This is a genomic window from Clostridium sp. ATCC 25772 (assembly GCF_001573875.1).
Taxonomy (GTDB): Bacteria; Bacillota; Clostridia; order Clostridiales; family Clostridiaceae; genus Clostridium_J; species Clostridium_J senegalense.
Map to the genome: position 1 here is coordinate 14,016 of NZ_LFRG01000027.1, position 19,923 is coordinate 33,938.

Sequence of the window (19,923 nt, forward strand, 5' to 3'; positions counted from 1 at the left end):
ATTATTAAAGTGTATTTAATTTATTTTACGTTTATTTTTCAACTTTGTCTCACTAATAAATTTCAACGCTAAATTTTCTAAATTTATAGCATCATCTAAAGGATTATGTTGAACACCATTAAAATTTATATTATATGTTTTTAACCCATTTATTAATGATATGCAATTCTTTGATTTCATATAAATACAGAATTCTTCTTGAAAATCCACATAATTATTACTCATAACATTAATTATATTTAGCTTATTTCCATTGTTTTCAGTATCTCTTTTTAAAGTTTGCATATCAACAGATCCCCAACTTACAAAAATAGTTTTATTTTTTCCTACCCATTTATCAAACTTAATCATAATATCATTAAACTTTTTAGCTGTATCTATGCCTTGTTGCTGTATTTTTGTAAGTTCTATAATTTTTTCATTTAGTTTTACATTAAATAAAGGTTTTATTAAGGAATAAAAATAATCTGTACATTCATCCTTAATATTATATTTAACGGCACCTATAGCTATAGTTTCACTTAAATTTTTTTCTCCTATAAGACCATAATTCATTTCTAAATCAAAAAATACAATATTTTCATAGTCATCTATCAAGTCCTTTAAACTTTTTAAAATCACTTTCTTATTATTTTTTTTAAATTTTTTTTCTAAAAAATTGTTTACAAAGGAATTACTATATTTATGATATATTATTTTACAATTTTCACTTTTTTCTAAGAATCTATAAATATTTTTATTCTTAGACTCATTTAAAGATTTTACTATTTCTCTATTTCTAGCCCATATTTCAATTTCTTCTTTAAAATCTATTTTATTATCTATATATAAGCAATTCAAAAGTTTTAATATGGATTCTATAATTTTTATAGAGCTTTCTCTAATACTATTACTCTTAAATTTTTCATTTTTATTTATAATAACTTTATCTTCTTTAATTATTATTATTTTAGATATAACAACTTTATTTATCTTATTATATTTTTCACTATAATAACATTTAACCTTTTCTCTTTTGTCCATTTTATTCACCATTACCTACTTGTAAAGTTTTAAATTTTATTATACATTTTAAAATTATATCAGTATTTTAATAATATGTAAATTTTCCTATCCTAAATATGAATTTATCATTTTTTCATTTTAAATTTTATCATAAAAAAATACATCAAAATAATTAATATAAAATTATTTTGATGCATCTTATTATCTCTTTTATAATAGCCTTTTTAAAGAAAATAAACTTTATTATTTATATAGGGATACAAGCTCAAATTTAAATTTATTCAAATACTTAAAAATATTTTTATACAAAATTTAATATTGAATTTAGCTACTTGCGAGCTTGCATCATCTATTTAGATATTCAAGTTTTAAGTTCAGTAATTTTAACCATTAACTTGAAACCCTATATAACGCAATAAGCTCGAATTTTAATTATTCATAAATTATAAAAAAGCTTTATTCTAAATACATTCTAGAATTTATAATATATTCCTAATATAAAATAACATTCAACATAATTAATATATGTTAAAGTTCTTCTATTAACTCCTCATTTTTAGTATATATTCCTCTGATATAATCATCACTATAAAGAATACTTATAGGAGAGGTTTTATCTTCTTTATAAGCTTCATATTCAGAAATATGTTTCAATGCTTTTTTGGATTTTTTAAGTTCTATAAAGGGACATTTATTATCATTGCCTTCCCATTTATACAAATCACATTCCTTAAAACATTCTACATCTTCATCAATTGTGCTAAGCAAAGGACATTTAGCCATATTTCATCCCCCCATCCCAAGTCATTATAAGCTATACTATCATTATAAGGTATAATTAACATAATATAAAGTATTTTTAGAAAATTATATCAGTTACTTAACATATTTTATATTTTATTTAATTTTTAAGATTAATTTTTATAATTTCTCAAAAAAAATTAGACCAATAAGGTCTAATCTAATATCCTAGTTCTTCGCCTACTATAATAACACTAATATCACTTTGCATAGGTCTTTTAGTTATAACTGAAGAAATTCTACATATTCTACTTTGTGAATTGCAATTTACACAAGTACCTTCTATTACACAAGGATTCTTTACACCTAATCTTTTGCAATTTTTAGGTGCTACATTATTTTGTATTCTTTTAAATCCCTCTTCAACATTTTCTACTATTTTATTTATTCCTGCCACAATTATAACTTTCTTAGGTCCAAAACTCATAGCTGCAACTCTATTTCCAGCCCCATCTATATTAACTAATTTACCATCAAGTGTGATAGCATTGCTACTGCAAAGAAATAAATCACTTATTAATTCTTTTCTCATTACAGACAATTTTTCTTCTTTGTTTAGTCCTTCTTCTCCATGGTCAATTATATTTCCACCTAGCTCTCTTATTTTTCTTTTTAAATTCATAGCCTTTATAGTTTGAGAACCACCAAATGCTATATTATCTCCAGATTTAATATGATACATTATAAAATTTTCTGCTTCTTCTTTCGTATCAACATATATTGCATGGAATTGATTTTTTTCTAAAGCCTTAACAACTTTTCTTCCTAAAGTATCATTATGCCAATGATGTATATGCTCCATAATTTCCCCTCCTAATCCCTCTTTGTTTAACCAAACTCTAATTATATTTATTTTTTACAAATATTAAACATATAATAATTTTTTAACTTAATATTTACATTTTCATTCAATTATTAACTAATTTTTTATTTATTTTTTTATTTTAATATACTCTAATTTAATATATATATATTCATAATTATATCACAATATTACCAACATATATAAGCTTCAAATAAAGTTACTATAAGGCTTTAAATTTTAATTATAGTTTATTCATTAAATATTTTTTATTATTTATTTTGATTTTATTATATCTAAAAATTCTTTTAAAATATATGCAGTATAACCCCAAATTGTATATCCTTCAAAAGTATAAAAATATTGTTCTATTACCCCTTCTCTAAATTTATAAGTTTCTCCTCCATTTATAAGTTCAAAAGGAAAACCATTTTTATCTATTGGACCTATTTTCATATTATATAATTTAGGCTTATATTTTAATAACTCGTCCAAAGGTATTTTTATAATTTTTTCCACTTCAAATTCACTAGGTTCTATTGTTCTTATTGAAGTTTTAGCTATAAATGGATAGATTATAAGTCTATACGGTGTTACAAACTCATCCATCTGTCCTATGTACTTTACATCCTCTTCTTGTAAATTTAATTCCTCTATGGTTTCTCTTATTGCAGCGTCTTTTTCACTCTCGTTTTTTTCAATTTTACCTCCTGGAAAACAAATATCTCCTGGCTGACTTTTTAGTGTTTTAGCTCTCAATTCAAAAATTAAATTTAATTTATCATTTTCTTCTTGCAATAATATCATAACTGCTGCTTTTTTGTATTCACCCATTTTATTGACTTTTCTATTTTTAAATATTTTCTCTATATTATCTATCACTTTTTCACCCCCATTATTTTAAGTTTATATGGTTACAATGAAACAAGCTCCCCCTTTAAATTTATTCAATAATTTAAAAATAATTTTTTAAAATGTAGTGTTAATTTCTAAATGATTCAAAGCATGTTTCACTATTCTATATATCCAAATTTTGAAATGTATGGTTTTGAAAGTCAACTTAAAATCCTATGCAACTTTTAATTTATACTCTTAATAAATATAATCTTAAATTTAAATAAAACTTAAATACTATTTTAACTGAATATTTCATTAATTTAAACCCTTTATAAACTTAATTATTTCTATTACATTTTATACTAATAGATTTTCCTGTACCACTGCTAGTGTAATCTTCTTTAACTGAAGGATATACCTGTCTACTTCCTGTAGTTATTACTATATTATCATTTGCCATTAAATATACAGTAAACTCCCCTGGAATTTCATTTCCTACTTTTGCTTGTTGCTTTATATCACCATTAAAGTACTCATAAATCTCTGTTTCATTTAGATTACTTATAGTTTTTCCACAAGATAATTGAGAGTTTACAGCCATCGCTATATTTTTAGCTGTTGCAATGTCTGCCCTTTGTTTTGCACTTTGTTGAATTTGTCCAAATTTAGGTACTGCAATAATTGCAAGTATAGCTATTATTGATATAACTACTACTAGCTCTATTAAAGTGAATCCACTCTTCTTTCTTTTTACTTTTTTCATAAATAAACCCTCTCCTTTTCTTAGTTATTTAATAATTACTTTTATTTATACCTTTTCCACTTTTTATTAAATTAAACAATTTAAGCATAAAAAAAGTTAGCTTTAAAAACTAACTTTTTTAATACCAAAAAATATTAGGAGATTAGATTTATTTTATATAATTTAATGCAAATTTTTATCAAATGGCTATCCAAAATTTACAATGCATAAGTTAAAATATAATTTTAGATCCATATATTAAATCATCATTAACTTTGTAGAGATGTTTTATACGCTTCTTTAATTGCTCCTTTATAAGCTTTAAGCAAACTTTCATTTATTTTAGGATTTAAATTTTCAAGTTCTAATTCTTCTTTTATTCTATTAGAAATTATTTTTAAAATAGAATCTTTGTATAAGTAATTCAGACTTTTTCCTTCACATAACATCTCTACTTCATAAATTCTCATTGGTATTTCTTTTATTTTAAACGCTAACTTAAACCTTTCTATTATGCTATCATTAAGTCTTAAATAAACAATACTGTGTATGTCTGGGGATAAATTTTTATTTTCACTTTTAATCTTAAAAACTCCTTTGTTTTCTCTTAAATTTAAAATTTCTTCAACATCCATAAGTTTCCTTATAAGAATCTTTTCTTCTGATATATTATTTATTAACTCCATTTTTACATACCCCCTATTTTTTTTATGTAAACTCGTGAATTAAAAATATTACATATAATTACTATATTATGTAAAATTAATAATTAAATATTTATTTGGGGATACTTTTCAAATATCATTTACTAATTTTAAATCTTATATTAGTTATATATTATTTTACAACGTATAAAAATATAACACTTTTTAAAGTTTTTTATAAAAGATTATTAACAATATGTATTTATAATAAAACGAATTGGCAATAAAACTCTATCTTCCTTCAAAATATCAAATAAATTCTAATTAATTTAATATAATGGTAATTTTTGATAAAATAGAATTTGATGGAAATACTTATTCTATGATATAATATTTTTTGTGTTATCGTCTAAAGTAACCTTTAATTTATATGTTTTATATAGATAATTTTTTTAAGAAAAGAGTGATATGGTGATTATTAAACATGAAAGTATGCCTGTTGGAGATTTTAATTTAGACTCATCTCTGTTATTTGATAATCAAAACGATTTATTTAAAGATGCTATTTTTTTTGATTTAGAACATTATGTATACAAAAAACCTATATGCATAGGTGTTTTTGGAAGTGCATATTATGAAGCAAAAGATAATACATTGAAAATTACTCAATATATGCTTCAAAATAGGTTTGAATTAAAAAAGTTATTGGATTTATCTGAAAAATATTTTAAAGATTTAATCGACAATCACAATAAGAAATATATAGTTACATTCTCTGGCAATAATGATTTTACAGTTATAAATTATCTTTATAAGAAATATAATATAAATTTCAGTATTGAAAATTCATTAAAAGATATAGACCTTCAAAAAGAGTATGAAAAAATTATGAATACTTCAATAGGACTTAAAAATTTAGAATGTAAATTTAATATTAAGCGTGAAAGTGAAGTTATAAGTGGCTCTAATCTTGCAAAAACCTTTAGCAAAATTATGAAAGATGACACTTACTTTAACAGAATGCCACGTGCTAAGAAAGAAAAAATACTTTTATATAATATGCAAGATGTGGTAAGTTTGTTTTATATCTATGTAAATTGGAACAAATATATTTCAAATGAAGATAATAAGGATACCAATATATCATCTTTAAATGAAAGCTGTAATTAAGTGGTTTTACCCATTTAGTTACAGCTTTCATTTTTAATATAATTTCAACTATAATCTAAATTATATTTCTATTTTTAAATTTTATTATATATATGTATAAATTTTTAATATTCTACAGTATATTTTAAAAAAATATTGACAAAATCACTTTCCCTTAATATAATGATATTGAGAATTGTTTTCAATGAGGAGTGATTTTAATGACATTACAAGATTTAAAACCTGGAGATATAGGTTTTATTAAAAATATACATTGTGATAAAAAACTTTCAAAACGATTATTAGCCTTAGGTTTTGTTGAAGGTACAAAGGTTTTAATGAAACAAACTGCACCTTTAGGTGACCCTATAATAATAAATGTACGTGGCACAAATTTAGCTATAAGGAAAAAAGATGCTAAAACAATAGATATAGATTTAAATAATAATTCAAATGAAGAAAAATTCAAACTAGCTATGGAGGTATAATGATGGCTACTATTGCACTACTTGGTAATCCTAATGTTGGAAAAACTACTTTATTTAATGCATTAACAGGCTCAAACCAACATGTAGGAAATTGGGCTGGAGTTACAGTAGATAAAAAAGAAGGTTTTATAGATAAAGATATAAAGATTGTGGACTTGCCTGGAATATATGCTATGGATGCATTTTCAAACGAAGAAAAAATTTCAAAAGATTTTCTTAAAAGTGATGAAGTTGATTTAATAATAAATATAGTTGATGCTTCTAACTTAGAAAGGAATTTATATCTTACAAGTCAATTAACACAATTTAACAAACCAATTTTACTAGTTGTTAACATGATAGATGTTGCTCGAAGCAAAGGAATTAACATTAATTTTGATTTACTTTCTAAAAAATTAGGGGTTAAAATTATGCCTATATCTGCTTCTAAAAAAGAAGGAATTTCAACTGTAAAAGATTTTCTTAAGTCAAAAGATTATTCTCTTTTAGATTTAAGTATAAATAATAGGCATAATTTTGAATCAATGAATGAAGAAAGAACATATAAATATATTAGTAATATTTTAAATTCTTGTATAACTAAACCTAATGAAAGTAAAATAACAATAACTGAAAAAATAGACAAAATCGTTCTTAATAAATTTTTAGCATATCCTGCTTTTTTATTTATACTATATATAATTTTTAAATTTACATTTACTTGGATAGGAGCTCCATTACAAGAATTGTTAGCAAGCTTCTTTGATGGTCCATTTTCTAGTATAGTTTCATCACTGCTTTCTAACACAAGCCCATGGTTTCAATCATTAATAGTTGACGGTATTATTGCAGGTGTCGGCGGAATTATAACTTTTTTACCTATAATATTAACTTTATTCCTAGGTATGTCAATACTTGAGGATAGTGGTTACATGGCTAGAGTTGCCTTTATAATGGATAAAATAATGAGAAAAGTTGGTCTATCCGGAAAAGCATTTATTCCCCTTATGATGGGATTTGGATGCTCTGTTCCAGGAATAATGGCATCAAGAACTCTTGAAAGTGAAAAGGATAGAAAGCTTACAGCGCTAATCTTACCATTTATGTCTTGTAATGCTAGACTTCCAATTTACGCAATGTTTGTTCCTCTATTTTTTCCTGGCCATGAAACATTAGTAGTATTTTCATTATATTTTCTAGGTATAATTGTAGCATTATCAATTGCTTTATTATTTAAAAATACTCTATTTAAAAAGTCTGAAGAACCATTTATAGTTGAATTACCTGAGTACAAGCTACCTGAAGTAAAGTCAGTAATCTTTTTAACTTGGGAAAAAGGAAAAGGTTTCTTAAGAAAAGCAGGAACAATTATATTTTCAATTTCAGTTTTAGTATGGTTCCTATCTAACTTTAGCTTTAGTGGTATGGTAGAGATGGATAAAAGCTTTTTAGCAGCAATTGGTACTTTCTTAACTCCATTATTTAAACCTTTAGGCTTTGCAAATTGGCAAAATTCAGTTGCACTTCTAACTGGTCTTGGAGCAAAAGAAATAGTTATAGGTACTTTGGAAGTTCTATATCCAACTGGCCTTGAAGCATCACTAACAGCTACTTTAACAAGTATAAGTGCATTATCATTTTTAACATTCTGTCTATTATATACTCCTTGTGTAGCAGTTATAGGTACACAAAAGAAAGAGTTTGGTGGTAAATTTGCAGCATTTGGAGCAATATATCAGTTTGCAGTAGCTTGGATTGTATCATTTTTAGTATTTAACATTGGAACACTTTTATTTTAAAATTTAAGGAAGGTGGTCACATGATAGAAATAGTAATAACAGCAGGTATCGTTGTAGTTGCTTTATATATTTTAATTAAACAAGGTAAGAAAAAACTTAAAGATGGTGGTTGCTCTGGTTGTAATGGTAGCTGCCAAGGTTGCAATATAAAAAAGAAAGATTAACATAAAAAGTTTAGAATGAAACTAAAAATTCATTCTAAACTTTTTTATTTAGTATGTTGATTTTAAAATATTAACTTGTATTACTTTATTTAATCCTAAATTTTTATAAATTATAAAAGAAAGTCACAAAAACTGGAACTAGAGAACTTAATATAACTCCATTTATAAAAGATATAACTCCAATTTCACTATTTGTTGCCTTTGCAACTATTGGAAGAGTTGTATCCATGGAAGTTGCTCCACATGGCGCTATTGCTGTATAATTATTTAGTTTTTTTGCTAATATAGGTATTAAAATAACTGCCATAACCTCTCTAAATACATTTGATAAAAATGCTATAGCTCCAAGATTAGCATTAGCCATATCTGTAAGCAATATAGCTGATAAACTATACCATCCAAATCCAGATGCTACAGCTAAACTTTCATTATAAGGCATTTTAAATATTATTCCACTTATTAATCCTCCTGCTAAACTACCTATTATTGTTCCAAAAGGAATTATTAAAACTTTAAATCCAGTTTCTTTAATATCTCTTAATATCTCTTTATTAGAACCAACGTCTAATCCTACTAAAAATATTAACATGAATAAAGCCATATTAGCTATATTCTCCATATTCCCTATAATTTGTTCTGGAAAAATAAATTTTCCAAATAATATTCCTATCATCATTGATATAAGTATTACAATAGTCAAACTTAAATCTCCTCCCCTCTAAATATTTTCTTCATAAGATGTTGTACATTCATCTATAACTTTACCATTATTGGAAGCATTGGTACCCTTATGCTTTTTAATAATTAATTTTTCACTTAAAAAATATACTAATACAATGCTACCTACTACTGATAATGCAGAAAATATGAATGCAATTAACCCTATAGAGCCTATATTTTTTATAATTTCATCATTTGATCCTATAGATGCTCCCATAAAGAAAAGTAAAAACACAACACCTAATTGTTGTAGTTTACCATTGATTTTCAATTGTTTTTCTTTCAATGGCCTTATGTACCCTAATGTCATACCTATCACTAATGCAATTAAAATTTCCATAGCTATCCCCCTTAGTTGAAATTTTTCGAAAATTATCACTTTTAAATTATATCATTTTTTTTAATCTTTTAACATATTATAACTACGTTTTTGTTTACAACAGTTCTACTTTAGAATATTTTTTATACACTTAATAATAAGAAATATTTATATAATATTAAATTTTAAATTTTGAAATTTAATAAACGTGTAATTTAAAAACATATATAACTAAAAAATTAGATCTATTTAAAGAGATTTTAACTTAATAAAAATTATAGTGTAAAATGAATTTTAGGAGTTGATTTTTATGCCTATTGTAACACCAATATATTTAAATCCACCATACTTAGTTTCTATATTTAAAGCTACTGTAATCGCTCTTGCTAACACTGAATTTTTTATAAATAAAAAAGAATTTTCCATCAAGTCAACATTGCCATTAAGCGAACTTACCTGTGGAAGAATTACTCAAGGAAATGGAACCATAGAATATACTCAAGCTTTTGTAACTGTAACTATTGAATCTATTTGTCAGTGTCCAACTACAACTTTTTTAAGACTGCATGAAATGCTAGAAGAAAATAATCTTATAAAAAACTTAAATAATTTAAATGATTTAAAATCCCTTAAAGCAGGGGATATGATTGAAGTTACTACTCTATTATTTAAAGATCCTGAGGTGAAAAATCTTTGTTCCATTGCTAATTCACTAGAACTTCAAATGCTATCCAATGCTAATTCCAATACGGTGGACCCTACAAAATTTTTGACATACTTAAAATCTACTTTAACTGATATAGATACTAATCATTGTGTAGATTATTTTTCTCAGCTACTTTTTTATAAATATAGATTAGTAATACCTCTTAGTAAAGATAATTTTTCTTCATTAAGTTGTATAGAAAATAAACCTGTAACTATCTTTGGCAAAGTAGCTTATATAGATTCTATCTTAAGAGATACTATGGTAGATGATGTTATAGAGCCTATAAAAAAGTTTATATCAACAAATAATTTAAATTTTCCATATGCTGAAAACTTTGATTTTCCAGAACCTACCCCTATCTACATAGGCATAGTTCCATTATGTATTCATGTTTAATTTTTACTTTTTCAAGTATATAGGGAAACAAGCTCAAATTTATTCAATAACTTTAAAATATTTTCATACAAGATTCAGCATTGAATTCTAAATGATTCGGAGCATGTCTCACTATTTTAGGTATCCAGGTTTTGGAAAGGATAACTTTAAGAGTCAACTTGGAACCCTATATAATAAAACCTATAGACTTAAACTTTTCATTGTTCTAGTCTATAGGTTTTTATGTTAATCATCTTTTAGCCATGTCTTAACAATATTAGTTTCCTCTTGTCCTAATTCTATAGTACCTTGACTTTCTTCTATAGCTTTTTTTAATACATTTATATCTTCTGATTTTGTACTTTTTTTGCTACTAACTTTTCTTTTATCCTTTTTCTTTCTTCTAAATGGAGAAGTTAATATATCTATAATTTCATCTATTACTTCACAAAATAATGATTTTTTTCTGCTCATTCTATCAGCTCCGTATACTATTTTTTATTATTTTAAAATGCTATAAACTTTTCTTTTTTATAATCTTTATTATTTTCACCAGTAACCATATAATGCCACCCCATATTATTATGTTTATTATAAAAGCAATAGCCACCGAAATATTAAATTCCAAAACATCACCTCATTCAATATACCCTTTATTTAGTTACAATTATATTAATATGCTCTGTACTATCTCTATACTGTGGTAATTCACAACACTCTATAGCTGCTTGTACAAAATTATCATATAATTCAGGTGCATACCTATATAGATTCTCCATTTGTATATTTAGTCCACTTAAAAAACTTTCCGCTCCTCCATAGGATACAATTTTAAAATTACATTGCTTAACTTCGTCTATGGCTAAATGTGGACTTGTAAAAAAAGTTGCTGTAAAACTTTCATCTTTAGAAAATTTTAAATTTCCTTTTAAATATCTATCAAAATGCAATTTATCATTAAATACTTCTGGGAACTCACTTACAGCTGCCTTTAAACATCCCCAAGTATTAATATAAGTTATTAATGCTATACCATCATGTTTTAGTATTCTATAAACCTCTCTTAAAACTTTCTCTCTTTCTTCTTCATAATGTAAATGATATAACGGTCCCATTAATAAAACTCCATCAAAACTTTCATCTTCAAAACTGCTTAATTCCAAAGCACTTTGACAATAATAGTTTTCTGCTTTTAATCCTATATGATTTATTTTTTTCTTTGCTATATCAAGTTCATTCTGTGAAATATCTAAAAGTGAAACTTTATATCCCATTTTTAAAAGTTCTATAGAGTATCTACCTGGTCCACAACCTATATCTAAAATCTTTCCATCTTTTTTAAAATATTTATTAATCATATTAATTGTTGTTAAAAATTCTATATTTGAATATGGTTTTCCAAGTCTTTCCCATTCCCTTTCAGCTTCTTTATCATAGTATTCTCTAACCTCCTCAATCATTTTTTTCACCCCTTTTATTAAATAAAACAATTATATTTCTTTATATAATCGTTTATAAGATTACCACCTAAATATTTATATTATTAAAACTATTAATTATATAAAAAACTAGTTATAATCATGTTTCTTTATAACTAGTTTCTTATAATCACATTTAAAACATATCTTACCTTTATTTTACATAACAGTATTGTATTTTACAATGTCGCTTTAATAAATTAAAGATAAATTTCTGGATTATTTAATATTTGTTGAATTTTTTCAAAGTACATCCCTATATGAGCACCATCTACCAAAGCATGATGTGCTTGAATTGATAATGGCATTTTTATTTTTTCATTTTCTTTAAAATACTTCCCCCATGCTATTCTTGGAATAGTATCAACTGGGCTCATATGTATAGGATGTGACATGCTAGTAAATGATACCCATGGAATACTTGTAATAAATAAGAAATCATCTCTATTAGGCTCATCTTTAAGATCTACAAACTTTTTTCTTCTATCAATCTCATTAGTCCCTCTACTTACAAATTCATTAAAATCTTCACTAAATTCTACAGGACAAAAATTAAATACTTCATCATCATTCATTATTGTAAATGATGGACTAACAACATCATGTACTATAACTTTTTCATCTCTAACTCTATATTTAAATTCATTTATAAGATTGGCTGTTTTAGTAGCAACATATACAAAGGATATAAAAAAAGGTTTTCTTTTTGTTTTTATATAATTATAAAAATTTGTAATATCTATATTAGCACATACACTAATGTGTGGATAATCTAAATTTTTAAAATGCTCATATTGTTTTTTTCTCTTCCATTGATCTATATTTAACTCTTTCAAATCACACTCTCCCTACTACATTAAATTTAACATTTCATATTCCAAATTTTTAGACACTTTTTGTTTCAATGCTCTTTCAAGTATCTCCTTATTTTCTACTCCATTTTCTATAAAATATTCTTTTATTATAGGAACTCGTCCCTTTGGATCACCCATTAAATAGTATGCTACAATCCAATCTTCTAATGATGATACATTTACTTTTACACCATCTATATCCATTTTATCTATTATGGTTTTTTCATCTAATAAAAATGAGTATACATTATCATTAGAAACTATTTTAAAATCACCCATAAACTCTATGTTTATGCCATTAATCTTATATCCAAAAAATGCCTTTGTTTTAAAACTATCTTTATATTTAAGTTCTAGCTTTTCATATCTTACATCCATTACATTCTTTACTTTTTCTACATCTTTAAAATTTATTAATATATCTATATCATTAGGACATTCCCATAACCCTTTATTATAAAGCACTAATGAACCTCCTACTGCCCATAAACAATTCAGTTTATTTAATATTGCACTAACCTCTTTTAACGCATTAAAATACATTTTCCCACCTTCTTTCTCTAGGTATTATACAATTTTTTCTTACATTCATACAACACATTTTAATATGACTATTTAGAAATATAATAAAAATATAGCATTTAAAAAAATGCTATATTTTTATTAAATAGTTTATATTTAATTTGAAAACTATTTTCCCAAACTTAAATATTTAAAATAGTGAGCCATGCTTTGAATTACTTAGAATTTAACACTGCATCTTGTATTTAAAAATTATAAAATAGCATCTATATTTTTTATTAAATTCTCTCTTCTTTTACTTCCTATCATAGCAGCATATACTCCTTTAGTATTTATAACATAATCTATAAGTTTTTTATAATTAAATTCACTGTTGTCAAAATCCTTACATTGATTAAGTGGAGCACTTATTGTAACAAATAAATCCAATCTATTTGCAGCTTCTATCGGAGTAACATATCTGTTGTTTACCTTTTGAGTCTTACTTGTAGATGCTTCAGTATTCTTTATATTATATGGCATTTGAATAAACTTAAAATGATGTCCTTCTCCCCCTACTTTTTTTGCTAAACTTACTACTTTTTCTAAAGAAATATGCATTGGATTATTTTCTCCTACTCTAAAAGCATACCAAGTTGCCATACCATAGAATCTTATTCTACCATTTTTAACTTGCTGTTCATAAAATTTAAATAGCTCTTGTAATTGATTATAAAATTCTTTTTCTTTTAATATACTCATTGATAACTCCGGATTGTGTATATACATAATATCAATAGTACTTACTTTTAAATTTTTCATACTATTTTTTAAAGAAAATTCATGTAGTGCACTATCAATTGAATATATAACTTGATTTTCTTCTATTATTTGATTTTCTCTTTTTATTGAAGGTTCTTTTAAAATTATATTATTTATATAATCACTGCAACTAATACCTAAATCATAATTGTTATCAATAATACCTGCCTTTGATGATATAACAATTTCATTTCTCTTAATTAACCTTTTTTCATTTATTAAATATTCTAAGGCTTTTCCTATATCTTTTTCTGATCTCATTTCTCTATAAATGGCTGCTGTATCAACATAATTAACACCATGACTTAATCCATAGATTATACTATCTACATAAAGTTCTGAATGAACTTCCTTAGTTTCCCCAAGATATGTGCCAATGGCCATTGGTAATGTATAAAACCAAGGGGTTCTTCTTAAAATAGAATTATCCACACTCATTTTGTTAAAGTACATCTTTGTACCTTCTAAAGTTGCATATCCATTTATGTCCATAAATCAACCTACCTTTTTAATATTATCTCTATAGTATATTCATATATTAGGCTATATATGGTATAAGCTTAAATTCAAATCTATTTTTAAATTACAAAAGGATGATTTATAAACAATTATAAATACATCCTTTTAATATCCTTTATAACTTATTTTTTTACTGCTTTAACAGCTGCAGACATAATATACTCTCCAACTTTTAAATTATGTCCCCATTTTTCTTCATATTCCTTAGGTACTTCTTTTACATCTATTGTTATATCTTCAAAACCAGCTTCATGAAGATATGCTTCTAATTCCTCAACTGAGGATGCACCTGTAACTCATCCACAATAAAGCTTTTCATCATTTTTCATTTCCTCTGTAAGCTCTTTCATTATTACTATATCTGATATAGCAATTCTTCCACCTTTTTTTAAAGCACGATAAGCCTCATTATATACCCTCTGCTTATTAGTAGATAAATTTATAACACAATTAGATATGATAACATCCACTATAGCATTTTCTACTGGAAGATTCTCAATCTCACCAAGTCTAAAATCAACATTTTTATACCTATTTCTTCTACTCGTAGCTCTTGCCTTTTTTAACATCTCAAAGGTCATGTCTACCCCTATTACCATTCCTTTATCGCCTACTTTATCAGCTGCTAAAAAACAATCGAATCCTGCTCCACATCCTAAATCTAATACGGTTTCACCTTCTTTTATATTTGCTATAAGCTGTGGATTTCCACACCCTAGTCCCATATTTGATTCTTTTGGTGCAGATTCTAGTTCTTTCATTGAATATCCTATTTTACTTGATATATCTACTGGTGAATTTTTTATTGTTAAAGTTTTATTGTTACAGCAACTCTCACTTGCACCATTAGATATTGCAATTGACTTGTAACTTTTTAATACAGCACTTTTTATCTTTTCATCACTTAAATTTTTCATACTATATTCTCCTTTTGTATTTATCTAATATCATTAACTTTGATTATTTATAGGGTTTCAAGTTTACTCTTAAAGTTATCCATTCCAAAACTTGGATACCTAAAATAGTGAGACATGCTCCGAATCACTTAGAATTCAATACTACATCTTGTGCAAAAATATTTTAAGGGTGTTGAATAAATTTAAATTGGAGCTTATTTCCCTATAATTATCGTTTTCCTTTTTTATTTAATATATATTATCACTTACTTGCAATCACTTTAGTTAATTCTAAAATTTTGAGTACTTCTTCATTTTTTATACTATAATACATCCACATTCCCACCTTACGAGAATCTAAAATATTTGCTTCTTTTAATATTTTTAAATGTTGTGATAAGTTAGACTGAGTAAATTCAACATCTTCATTCAATTTGCATACACATAACTCTTCTTTAGATAATTTTTCTACTATTTTTAATCTTATTGGATGGGCCAAGGCCTTTAAAATTTTTGTTTCCTTCTCCATAAAATCCTCCTTAAAGAAAAACATACTATATAAGCATTTTCTAATATACTTATATAGTATGTTTTTTATTTATTTTTGTCAATACATTTTTATTTTTTCTATAAAAAAACCAGCACCTAATCCATTTTAGTAATTAGCGGGCTGGTTTCTATGTTTCTAAATTTTATTTTAATTCTAATAATGTTATTATGTTATCACTTTTATTTAAAAAAGTTCTTTTTATACACCAATGTCCAACAACAATTAATTTATCATTTTCTTTATTTAGTGATAAATTCATTAAATTCTCTCCATAAGTTAACTCTTCATTTCCGTGAATACATTTTTTATTAACAAAGTCACATTCTTCTAAGGATGTAGATGTTCTACCACATATGTGAAATAAAACATTATTACTTATTAAAATGTCTTTCACACTCCTTATAATATTACACGTCATAGTACCTGTTAACTCTTTAAAATATTTAGGTCCAATTATATCTATGTTACCAACAGGGTCTGCATACGATATAACTTTAACTCCATTTTCAATAGCTTTTCTAATATATTCTACTATGCCTTCTTCTATTAATTTTAAAAGTTTTTCTATAGCATCTTTATTTTTTCTATATAATTTATAAAACAACCTACTATCCATAAGTGAAGTAACTATTGTCATAGGACCTTCTACCATTAATACAACATTTTCCTTATCTTCACTTAAATTCTTTACAGAATCTAATACTTCTTTTATTCTACCTTTAGAAAAATTTATTGGCCTTATTTTTTCTAAATCCTCAACACTATTAATAAAATATTCCCCAACTCGTGATGATGTGTTTTCATCTGCTAATTTTATTATACCTCCAAAAGCTTCAGCCTCTATAGTATTACAAAATGGCACTTTACAAAATACATCATTTTTTATTTCTTTTATTTCCTTGGAAATTTTTGACATAAATTCATTAGTATTTATTCTATCGTAAAAGTCTGGATAGCAATCACATATTGTTTTAGGTATACTTTCTATATTATCACTAACACATTTAAACATATTTTTAATCACCTTTATTTATAAATTTTAAAAACTTAATTCTTTTACAAAATGCTTTTGAAATTCTTCACTAGTTGAAAGTTCTAATATTGATATTTTTTCTTTTAAGTCCATCATAGACTTTAATACATCTTCATTTATAGTTGCAAGCCTTGCTCCTTCTAAAGATGTGTTTCCTAAGAAATCTATTTTACCACTAAATCCTTTTGGAATAAGTCCTATACTTGTAATGCTTTCACCTTTAACATGATATCCAAAAGCTCCAGCTATATATGCATTTTTCACATTCTCTATTGATATATTCATTTCTTTTAACAACATAGTTATTCCTGCTGCAATTGCTCCTTTAGCTAATTGAATTTGTCTAATATCTTTTTGTGAAATATATATATTATGTGTTATATAAAACTTTTTCTCTTTTAATCTATTTTTTAATTTATCTGGTAATTCCTTATTAAATCTCCCACTGCTTAATATTACATTAGCTTTTACAAGTTCTGCAGCTATATCTAAAAGACCACTACCACATATTCCTATTGGCTCTGAATCTCCTATTACTGAGTATTCAATATGGTAATTTTCATCTATTCTAAATCCTTCAATAGCTCCTTCTTGAGCTCTGCATCCACAACTTATATTCATACCTTCTAATGCTGGACCAGCTGCTGTGGATGTCCCCATTATCTGACCATTATTTATGGCAACTATTTCTCCATTAGTTCCTATATCTACAAATATGCTACACTCACTATTTCTATCAAATCCACTAGCTACAACCCCAGCAATTATGTCTGCTCCAACATAAGCAGATCCATTAGGGAGAATTAAAATTGTACCTTCATGATTTATATCTATATTTAAATCTGTAGCTTTTATTTCTAGCCCATTTAAGAATATCGGTCTATATGGCGCTTTTGCTAATGAAATAGGGCTAATTCCCAATAATAAATGTAACATTGTAGTATTACCTGCAATAGCTATATTATAAATATTTTTTCTTTCCCCTATTCCTCTTATAAGTTCTCCACTTAATCTATTTATTTCTAGTGTAATTGCCTTTTGTAAGTCTTCTAAACCGTTAGGATTCTCCATGCAATATGTTATTCTTGTTAAAACATCTCCACCAAATTCTGTTTGAGGATTTAATGAAGATAATTTGTTTAAAATTGTTCCATTTTCTAAATTTATAAGATAACTGGATATTCCTGTTGTTCCAATATCTATTGCTACTGAGTAAACTTTTTCTATCTTATTATCTATATCTAATATTGTTGAGTTATTTTTCACAACTTCAAAAGAATCCACATTTTCTGATTCTAATTTGTAAATTTTTTCATAAAGTTCTATTGAAGATACATCCTCATTTACATACTCTATATATGGTATTGAAACTTTATTATCTAAGTTATTTACTAATTCTTTTTTTATTTTAGGTGACACTTTTATATCTATTGATTTACCTTTAGTTACTGTTTTTAAATTTTTATTGTTTTTAATAAATTGTACATCAACATCCCCTTGAATCTTTGCTACACATGCAAGTCTTTCATTTTTTTCTTTATTTATAAAAGGTAATTCTATAGTATCTATTTCACTTAATTTGCCCTTTGCAATAACCTTACATTTTCCACAAATGCCAATACCATTACATGGAGTTTCTAACTTTAAATTATTTTTTCTTATAACTTCCAGTATAGTTTTTCCTTCTTCACATTGTACCTTTAGATTCTCATCTATAAAATGTGCTATTGCCATTACTATCTTCTCCCTTTCACATAATCCGTCATAGCTCTTAAATTTTCTTTTGGAGTTGACATACCAAGTCCACAGGCTGGTGAAACTATATCAACACCAGAGTTAATACAATTTTCTGTTACCCTTATTATTCTTTCTTTATCACCTTGATGTAATAGCAAGGTACTTACATTCCCCATAAGTGCTTTATTTATTTGTTTTCTTGCACTTCTCATATTTACTATAGAGTCAAAACTTACTGCATCAATATCTAAGTCATCTAAACTTTCTATAATATTTTTTGTATCACCACAAATATGGATTATTACAGGAGTATCTAGTTCATGTATTTCAGTTAAAAACTTCTTATACATAGGATAAGCAAATTTTTCAAAGTTTTTTCTTCCTAGAATTTCACCTGTAGCTGTAGGATCTGATATGGCTATAACATCTGCTCCTGCATTAATCATAGCTTTTGCATAGTCTATAGAGTAATCATTTACATATTCTATAAATTCATATGCTAAATCTGGATCTTTTCTAAACATTTTTATAAGCTTTAAAGGATCTACAATAGAAGTTGCAGTACTTATGGGACCAGTTATATTACCTATCACTGGTACTTCATTATTTTTAAGTTTTTCTATAGCCTTTAAAACAATTGGCATTCTTTTATCTTTTATAGGATTTATATCATATTTTTTAATAATTTCCCCTATCTCTTCTTCATTATATTTTGTTACTCTTGGCTCTACTGTTTTATCGCCGAAACTTAATTCTATACCTAATGGTTCTGCCTCAACAGTCATGCAAAATGGTACTCCATAATTTTCAAAGCCAATTTCTTCATTCACCATTTTTGCTGCCATTACCATACCTTCTAAATCACAATTGTGGTTTTCTTTAATTTCTTTTAATATATCAGTAACAGCTGCATTCATCATACCACCTGGACATATAACTGGAGGCCTGTCTACCTTTTCACCTTTTAAAACTTTTAATAATCTTTTCTTTTCATTCATAA

At 25.6% G+C, this 19,923-nt stretch carries 23 protein-coding genes; 5 read left to right on the forward strand and 18 right to left on the reverse strand.

Going from position 1 to position 19,923, the window contains the following annotated elements; genetic code table 11:
- Positions 1–15 precede the first annotated feature (15 nt).
- From AZI32_RS10875 to AZI32_RS10900, 6 genes are all read right to left on the reverse strand, one after another.
- Positions 16–1,023, reverse strand: coding sequence for a 3'-5' exonuclease (locus AZI32_RS10875; protein ID WP_061995867.1), 1,008 nt, complete (start codon positions 1,021–1,023; stop codon positions 16–18).
- Between the two features lie 510 nt (positions 1,024–1,533).
- Positions 1,534–1,788, reverse strand: coding sequence for a hypothetical protein (locus AZI32_RS10880; RefSeq protein ID WP_061995868.1), 255 nt, complete (start codon positions 1,786–1,788; stop codon positions 1,534–1,536).
- A gap of 178 nt (positions 1,789–1,966) precedes the next feature.
- A complete protein-coding gene (locus AZI32_RS10885) occupies positions 1,967–2,608 on the reverse strand; it encodes a lactate utilization protein (RefSeq protein WP_061995869.1) in 642 nt (213 codons plus the stop codon).
- Positions 2,609–2,884: 276 nt separating this feature from the next.
- Entirely contained in the window at positions 2,885–3,490 is a 606-nt protein-coding gene (locus tag AZI32_RS10890) for a CoA pyrophosphatase (protein WP_061995870.1), read from the reverse strand.
- Positions 3,491–3,782: 292 nt separating this feature from the next.
- Complete coding sequence (locus AZI32_RS10895; protein ID WP_061995871.1) at positions 3,783–4,208, reverse strand: prepilin-type N-terminal cleavage/methylation domain-containing protein; 426 nt, start codon at positions 4,206–4,208, stop codon at positions 3,783–3,785.
- Positions 4,209–4,456: 248 nt separating this feature from the next.
- Positions 4,457–4,873, reverse strand: a complete 417-nt coding sequence (locus AZI32_RS10900; RefSeq protein ID WP_061995872.1) for a hypothetical protein — start codon at positions 4,871–4,873, stop codon at positions 4,457–4,459.
- Between the two features lie 450 nt (positions 4,874–5,323).
- Between AZI32_RS10900 and AZI32_RS10905 the strand changes: the two genes are divergently transcribed.
- The 4 genes from AZI32_RS10905 to AZI32_RS18430 all read left to right on the forward strand — a co-directional run bounded on the left by AZI32_RS10905 (position 5,324) and on the right by AZI32_RS18430 (position 8,410).
- Entirely contained in the window at positions 5,324–6,001 is a 678-nt protein-coding gene (locus AZI32_RS10905) for a ribonuclease H-like domain-containing protein (protein ID WP_061995894.1), read from the forward strand.
- A 200-nt stretch (positions 6,002–6,201) separates the two neighbouring features.
- Complete coding sequence (locus AZI32_RS10910; protein WP_061995873.1) at positions 6,202–6,468, forward strand: ferrous iron transport protein A; 267 nt, start codon at positions 6,202–6,204, stop codon at positions 6,466–6,468.
- Positions 6,469–6,470: 2 nt separating this feature from the next.
- The gene (feoB, locus tag AZI32_RS10915) at positions 6,471–8,246 is read left to right on the forward strand and encodes a ferrous iron transport protein B (protein WP_061995874.1); all 1,776 of its coding nucleotides are present in this window, start codon (positions 6,471–6,473) and stop codon (positions 8,244–8,246) included.
- A 20-nt stretch (positions 8,247–8,266) separates the two neighbouring features.
- Positions 8,267–8,410, forward strand: a complete 144-nt coding sequence (locus AZI32_RS18430) for a FeoB-associated Cys-rich membrane protein (protein WP_157450894.1) — start codon at positions 8,267–8,269, stop codon at positions 8,408–8,410.
- A 103-nt stretch (positions 8,411–8,513) separates the two neighbouring features.
- Here AZI32_RS18430 and AZI32_RS10920 read toward each other — a convergent pair whose 3' ends face one another.
- A complete protein-coding gene (locus AZI32_RS10920; protein ID WP_061995875.1) occupies positions 8,514–9,110 on the reverse strand; it encodes a lysine exporter LysO family protein in 597 nt (198 codons plus the stop codon).
- An 18-nt stretch (positions 9,111–9,128) separates the two neighbouring features.
- Positions 9,129–9,470, reverse strand: a complete 342-nt coding sequence (locus tag AZI32_RS10925; protein WP_061995876.1) for a LysO family transporter — start codon at positions 9,468–9,470, stop codon at positions 9,129–9,131.
- Between the two features lie 289 nt (positions 9,471–9,759).
- Here AZI32_RS10925 and AZI32_RS10930 point away from each other — a divergent pair, with 289 nt between their 5' ends.
- Complete coding sequence (locus AZI32_RS10930; RefSeq protein WP_010292002.1) at positions 9,760–10,554, forward strand: hypothetical protein; 795 nt, start codon at positions 9,760–9,762, stop codon at positions 10,552–10,554.
- A gap of 225 nt (positions 10,555–10,779) precedes the next feature.
- Here AZI32_RS10930 and AZI32_RS10935 read toward each other — a convergent pair whose 3' ends face one another.
- The 10 genes from AZI32_RS10935 to AZI32_RS10980 all read right to left on the reverse strand — a co-directional run bounded on the left by AZI32_RS10935 (position 10,780) and on the right by AZI32_RS10980 (position 19,921).
- On the reverse strand, positions 10,780–11,007 hold the full coding sequence (locus AZI32_RS10935; RefSeq protein ID WP_010292003.1) for a hypothetical protein: 228 nt from the start codon (positions 11,005–11,007) through the stop codon (positions 10,780–10,782).
- A 179-nt stretch (positions 11,008–11,186) separates the two neighbouring features.
- Complete coding sequence (locus AZI32_RS10940; RefSeq protein WP_010292004.1) at positions 11,187–11,993, reverse strand: class I SAM-dependent methyltransferase; 807 nt, start codon at positions 11,991–11,993, stop codon at positions 11,187–11,189.
- 218 nt (positions 11,994–12,211) lie between these two features.
- Positions 12,212–12,847, reverse strand: coding sequence for a chloramphenicol acetyltransferase (locus AZI32_RS10945; protein ID WP_010292005.1), 636 nt, complete (start codon positions 12,845–12,847; stop codon positions 12,212–12,214).
- A gap of 15 nt (positions 12,848–12,862) precedes the next feature.
- A complete protein-coding gene (locus AZI32_RS10950; protein ID WP_061995877.1) occupies positions 12,863–13,408 on the reverse strand; it encodes a hypothetical protein in 546 nt (181 codons plus the stop codon).
- A gap of 231 nt (positions 13,409–13,639) precedes the next feature.
- A complete protein-coding gene (locus AZI32_RS10955) occupies positions 13,640–14,680 on the reverse strand; it encodes an aldo/keto reductase (protein ID WP_061995878.1) in 1,041 nt (346 codons plus the stop codon).
- A 149-nt stretch (positions 14,681–14,829) separates the two neighbouring features.
- The gene (gene arsM, locus AZI32_RS10960; RefSeq protein WP_147582067.1) at positions 14,830–15,624 is read right to left on the reverse strand and encodes an arsenite methyltransferase; all 795 of its coding nucleotides are present in this window, start codon (positions 15,622–15,624) and stop codon (positions 14,830–14,832) included.
- Positions 15,625–15,865: 241 nt separating this feature from the next.
- Positions 15,866–16,132, reverse strand: coding sequence for a metalloregulator ArsR/SmtB family transcription factor (locus tag AZI32_RS10965; RefSeq protein ID WP_061995879.1), 267 nt, complete (start codon positions 16,130–16,132; stop codon positions 15,866–15,868).
- A gap of 163 nt (positions 16,133–16,295) precedes the next feature.
- Positions 16,296–17,165, reverse strand: a complete 870-nt coding sequence (locus tag AZI32_RS10970) for a uroporphyrinogen decarboxylase family protein (protein WP_061995880.1) — start codon at positions 17,163–17,165, stop codon at positions 16,296–16,298.
- A gap of 27 nt (positions 17,166–17,192) precedes the next feature.
- Positions 17,193–18,920 carry an ASKHA domain-containing protein gene (locus AZI32_RS10975; protein WP_061995881.1) on the reverse strand — a complete coding sequence of 576 codons (1,728 nt, stop codon included), beginning with the start codon at positions 18,918–18,920 and terminating at the stop codon, positions 17,193–17,195.
- A 2-nt stretch (positions 18,921–18,922) separates the two neighbouring features.
- Complete coding sequence (locus tag AZI32_RS10980; protein WP_061995882.1) at positions 18,923–19,921, reverse strand: MtaA/CmuA family methyltransferase; 999 nt, start codon at positions 19,919–19,921, stop codon at positions 18,923–18,925.
- Between the last annotated feature and the right edge of the window lie 2 nt (positions 19,922–19,923).

Coding starts and splice junctions, on each gene's coding strand:
- AZI32_RS10875 (WP_061995867.1), bottom strand. CDS start 1,023: ATGGACAAAAGAGAAAAGGTTAAATGTTATTATAGTGAAAAATATAAT.
- AZI32_RS10880 (WP_061995868.1), bottom strand. CDS start 1,788: ATGGCTAAATGTCCTTTGCTTAGCACAATTGATGAAGATGTAGAATGT.
- AZI32_RS10885 (WP_061995869.1), bottom strand. CDS start 2,608: ATGGAGCATATACATCATTGGCATAATGATACTTTAGGAAGAAAAGTT.
- AZI32_RS10895 (WP_061995871.1), bottom strand. CDS start 4,208: ATGAAAAAAGTAAAAAGAAAGAAGAGTGGATTCACTTTAATAGAGCTA.
- AZI32_RS10900 (WP_061995872.1), bottom strand. CDS start 4,873: ATGGAGTTAATAAATAATATATCAGAAGAAAAGATTCTTATAAGGAAA.
- AZI32_RS10905 (WP_061995894.1), top strand. CDS start 5,324: ATGCCTGTTGGAGATTTTAATTTAGACTCATCTCTGTTATTTGATAAT.
- AZI32_RS10910 (WP_061995873.1), top strand. CDS start 6,202: ATGACATTACAAGATTTAAAACCTGGAGATATAGGTTTTATTAAAAAT.
- feoB (WP_061995874.1), top strand. CDS start 6,471: ATGGCTACTATTGCACTACTTGGTAATCCTAATGTTGGAAAAACTACT.
- AZI32_RS18430 (WP_157450894.1), top strand. CDS start 8,267: ATGATAGAAATAGTAATAACAGCAGGTATCGTTGTAGTTGCTTTATAT.
- AZI32_RS10925 (WP_061995876.1), bottom strand. CDS start 9,470: ATGGAAATTTTAATTGCATTAGTGATAGGTATGACATTAGGGTACATA.
- AZI32_RS10930 (WP_010292002.1), top strand. CDS start 9,760: ATGCCTATTGTAACACCAATATATTTAAATCCACCATACTTAGTTTCT.
- AZI32_RS10935 (WP_010292003.1), bottom strand. CDS start 11,007: ATGAGCAGAAAAAAATCATTATTTTGTGAAGTAATAGATGAAATTATA.
- AZI32_RS10940 (WP_010292004.1), bottom strand. CDS start 11,993: ATGATTGAGGAGGTTAGAGAATACTATGATAAAGAAGCTGAAAGGGAA.
- AZI32_RS10950 (WP_061995877.1), bottom strand. CDS start 13,408: ATGTATTTTAATGCGTTAAAAGAGGTTAGTGCAATATTAAATAAACTG.
- AZI32_RS10955 (WP_061995878.1), bottom strand. CDS start 14,680: ATGGACATAAATGGATATGCAACTTTAGAAGGTACAAAGATGTACTTT.
- AZI32_RS10965 (WP_061995879.1), bottom strand. CDS start 16,132: ATGGAGAAGGAAACAAAAATTTTAAAGGCCTTGGCCCATCCAATAAGA.
- AZI32_RS10970 (WP_061995880.1), bottom strand. CDS start 17,165: ATGTTTAAATGTGTTAGTGATAATATAGAAAGTATACCTAAAACAATA.
- AZI32_RS10975 (WP_061995881.1), bottom strand. CDS start 18,920: ATGGCAATAGCACATTTTATAGATGAGAATCTAAAGGTACAATGTGAA.
- AZI32_RS10980 (WP_061995882.1), bottom strand. CDS start 19,921: ATGAATGAAAAGAAAAGATTATTAAAAGTTTTAAAAGGTGAAAAGGTA.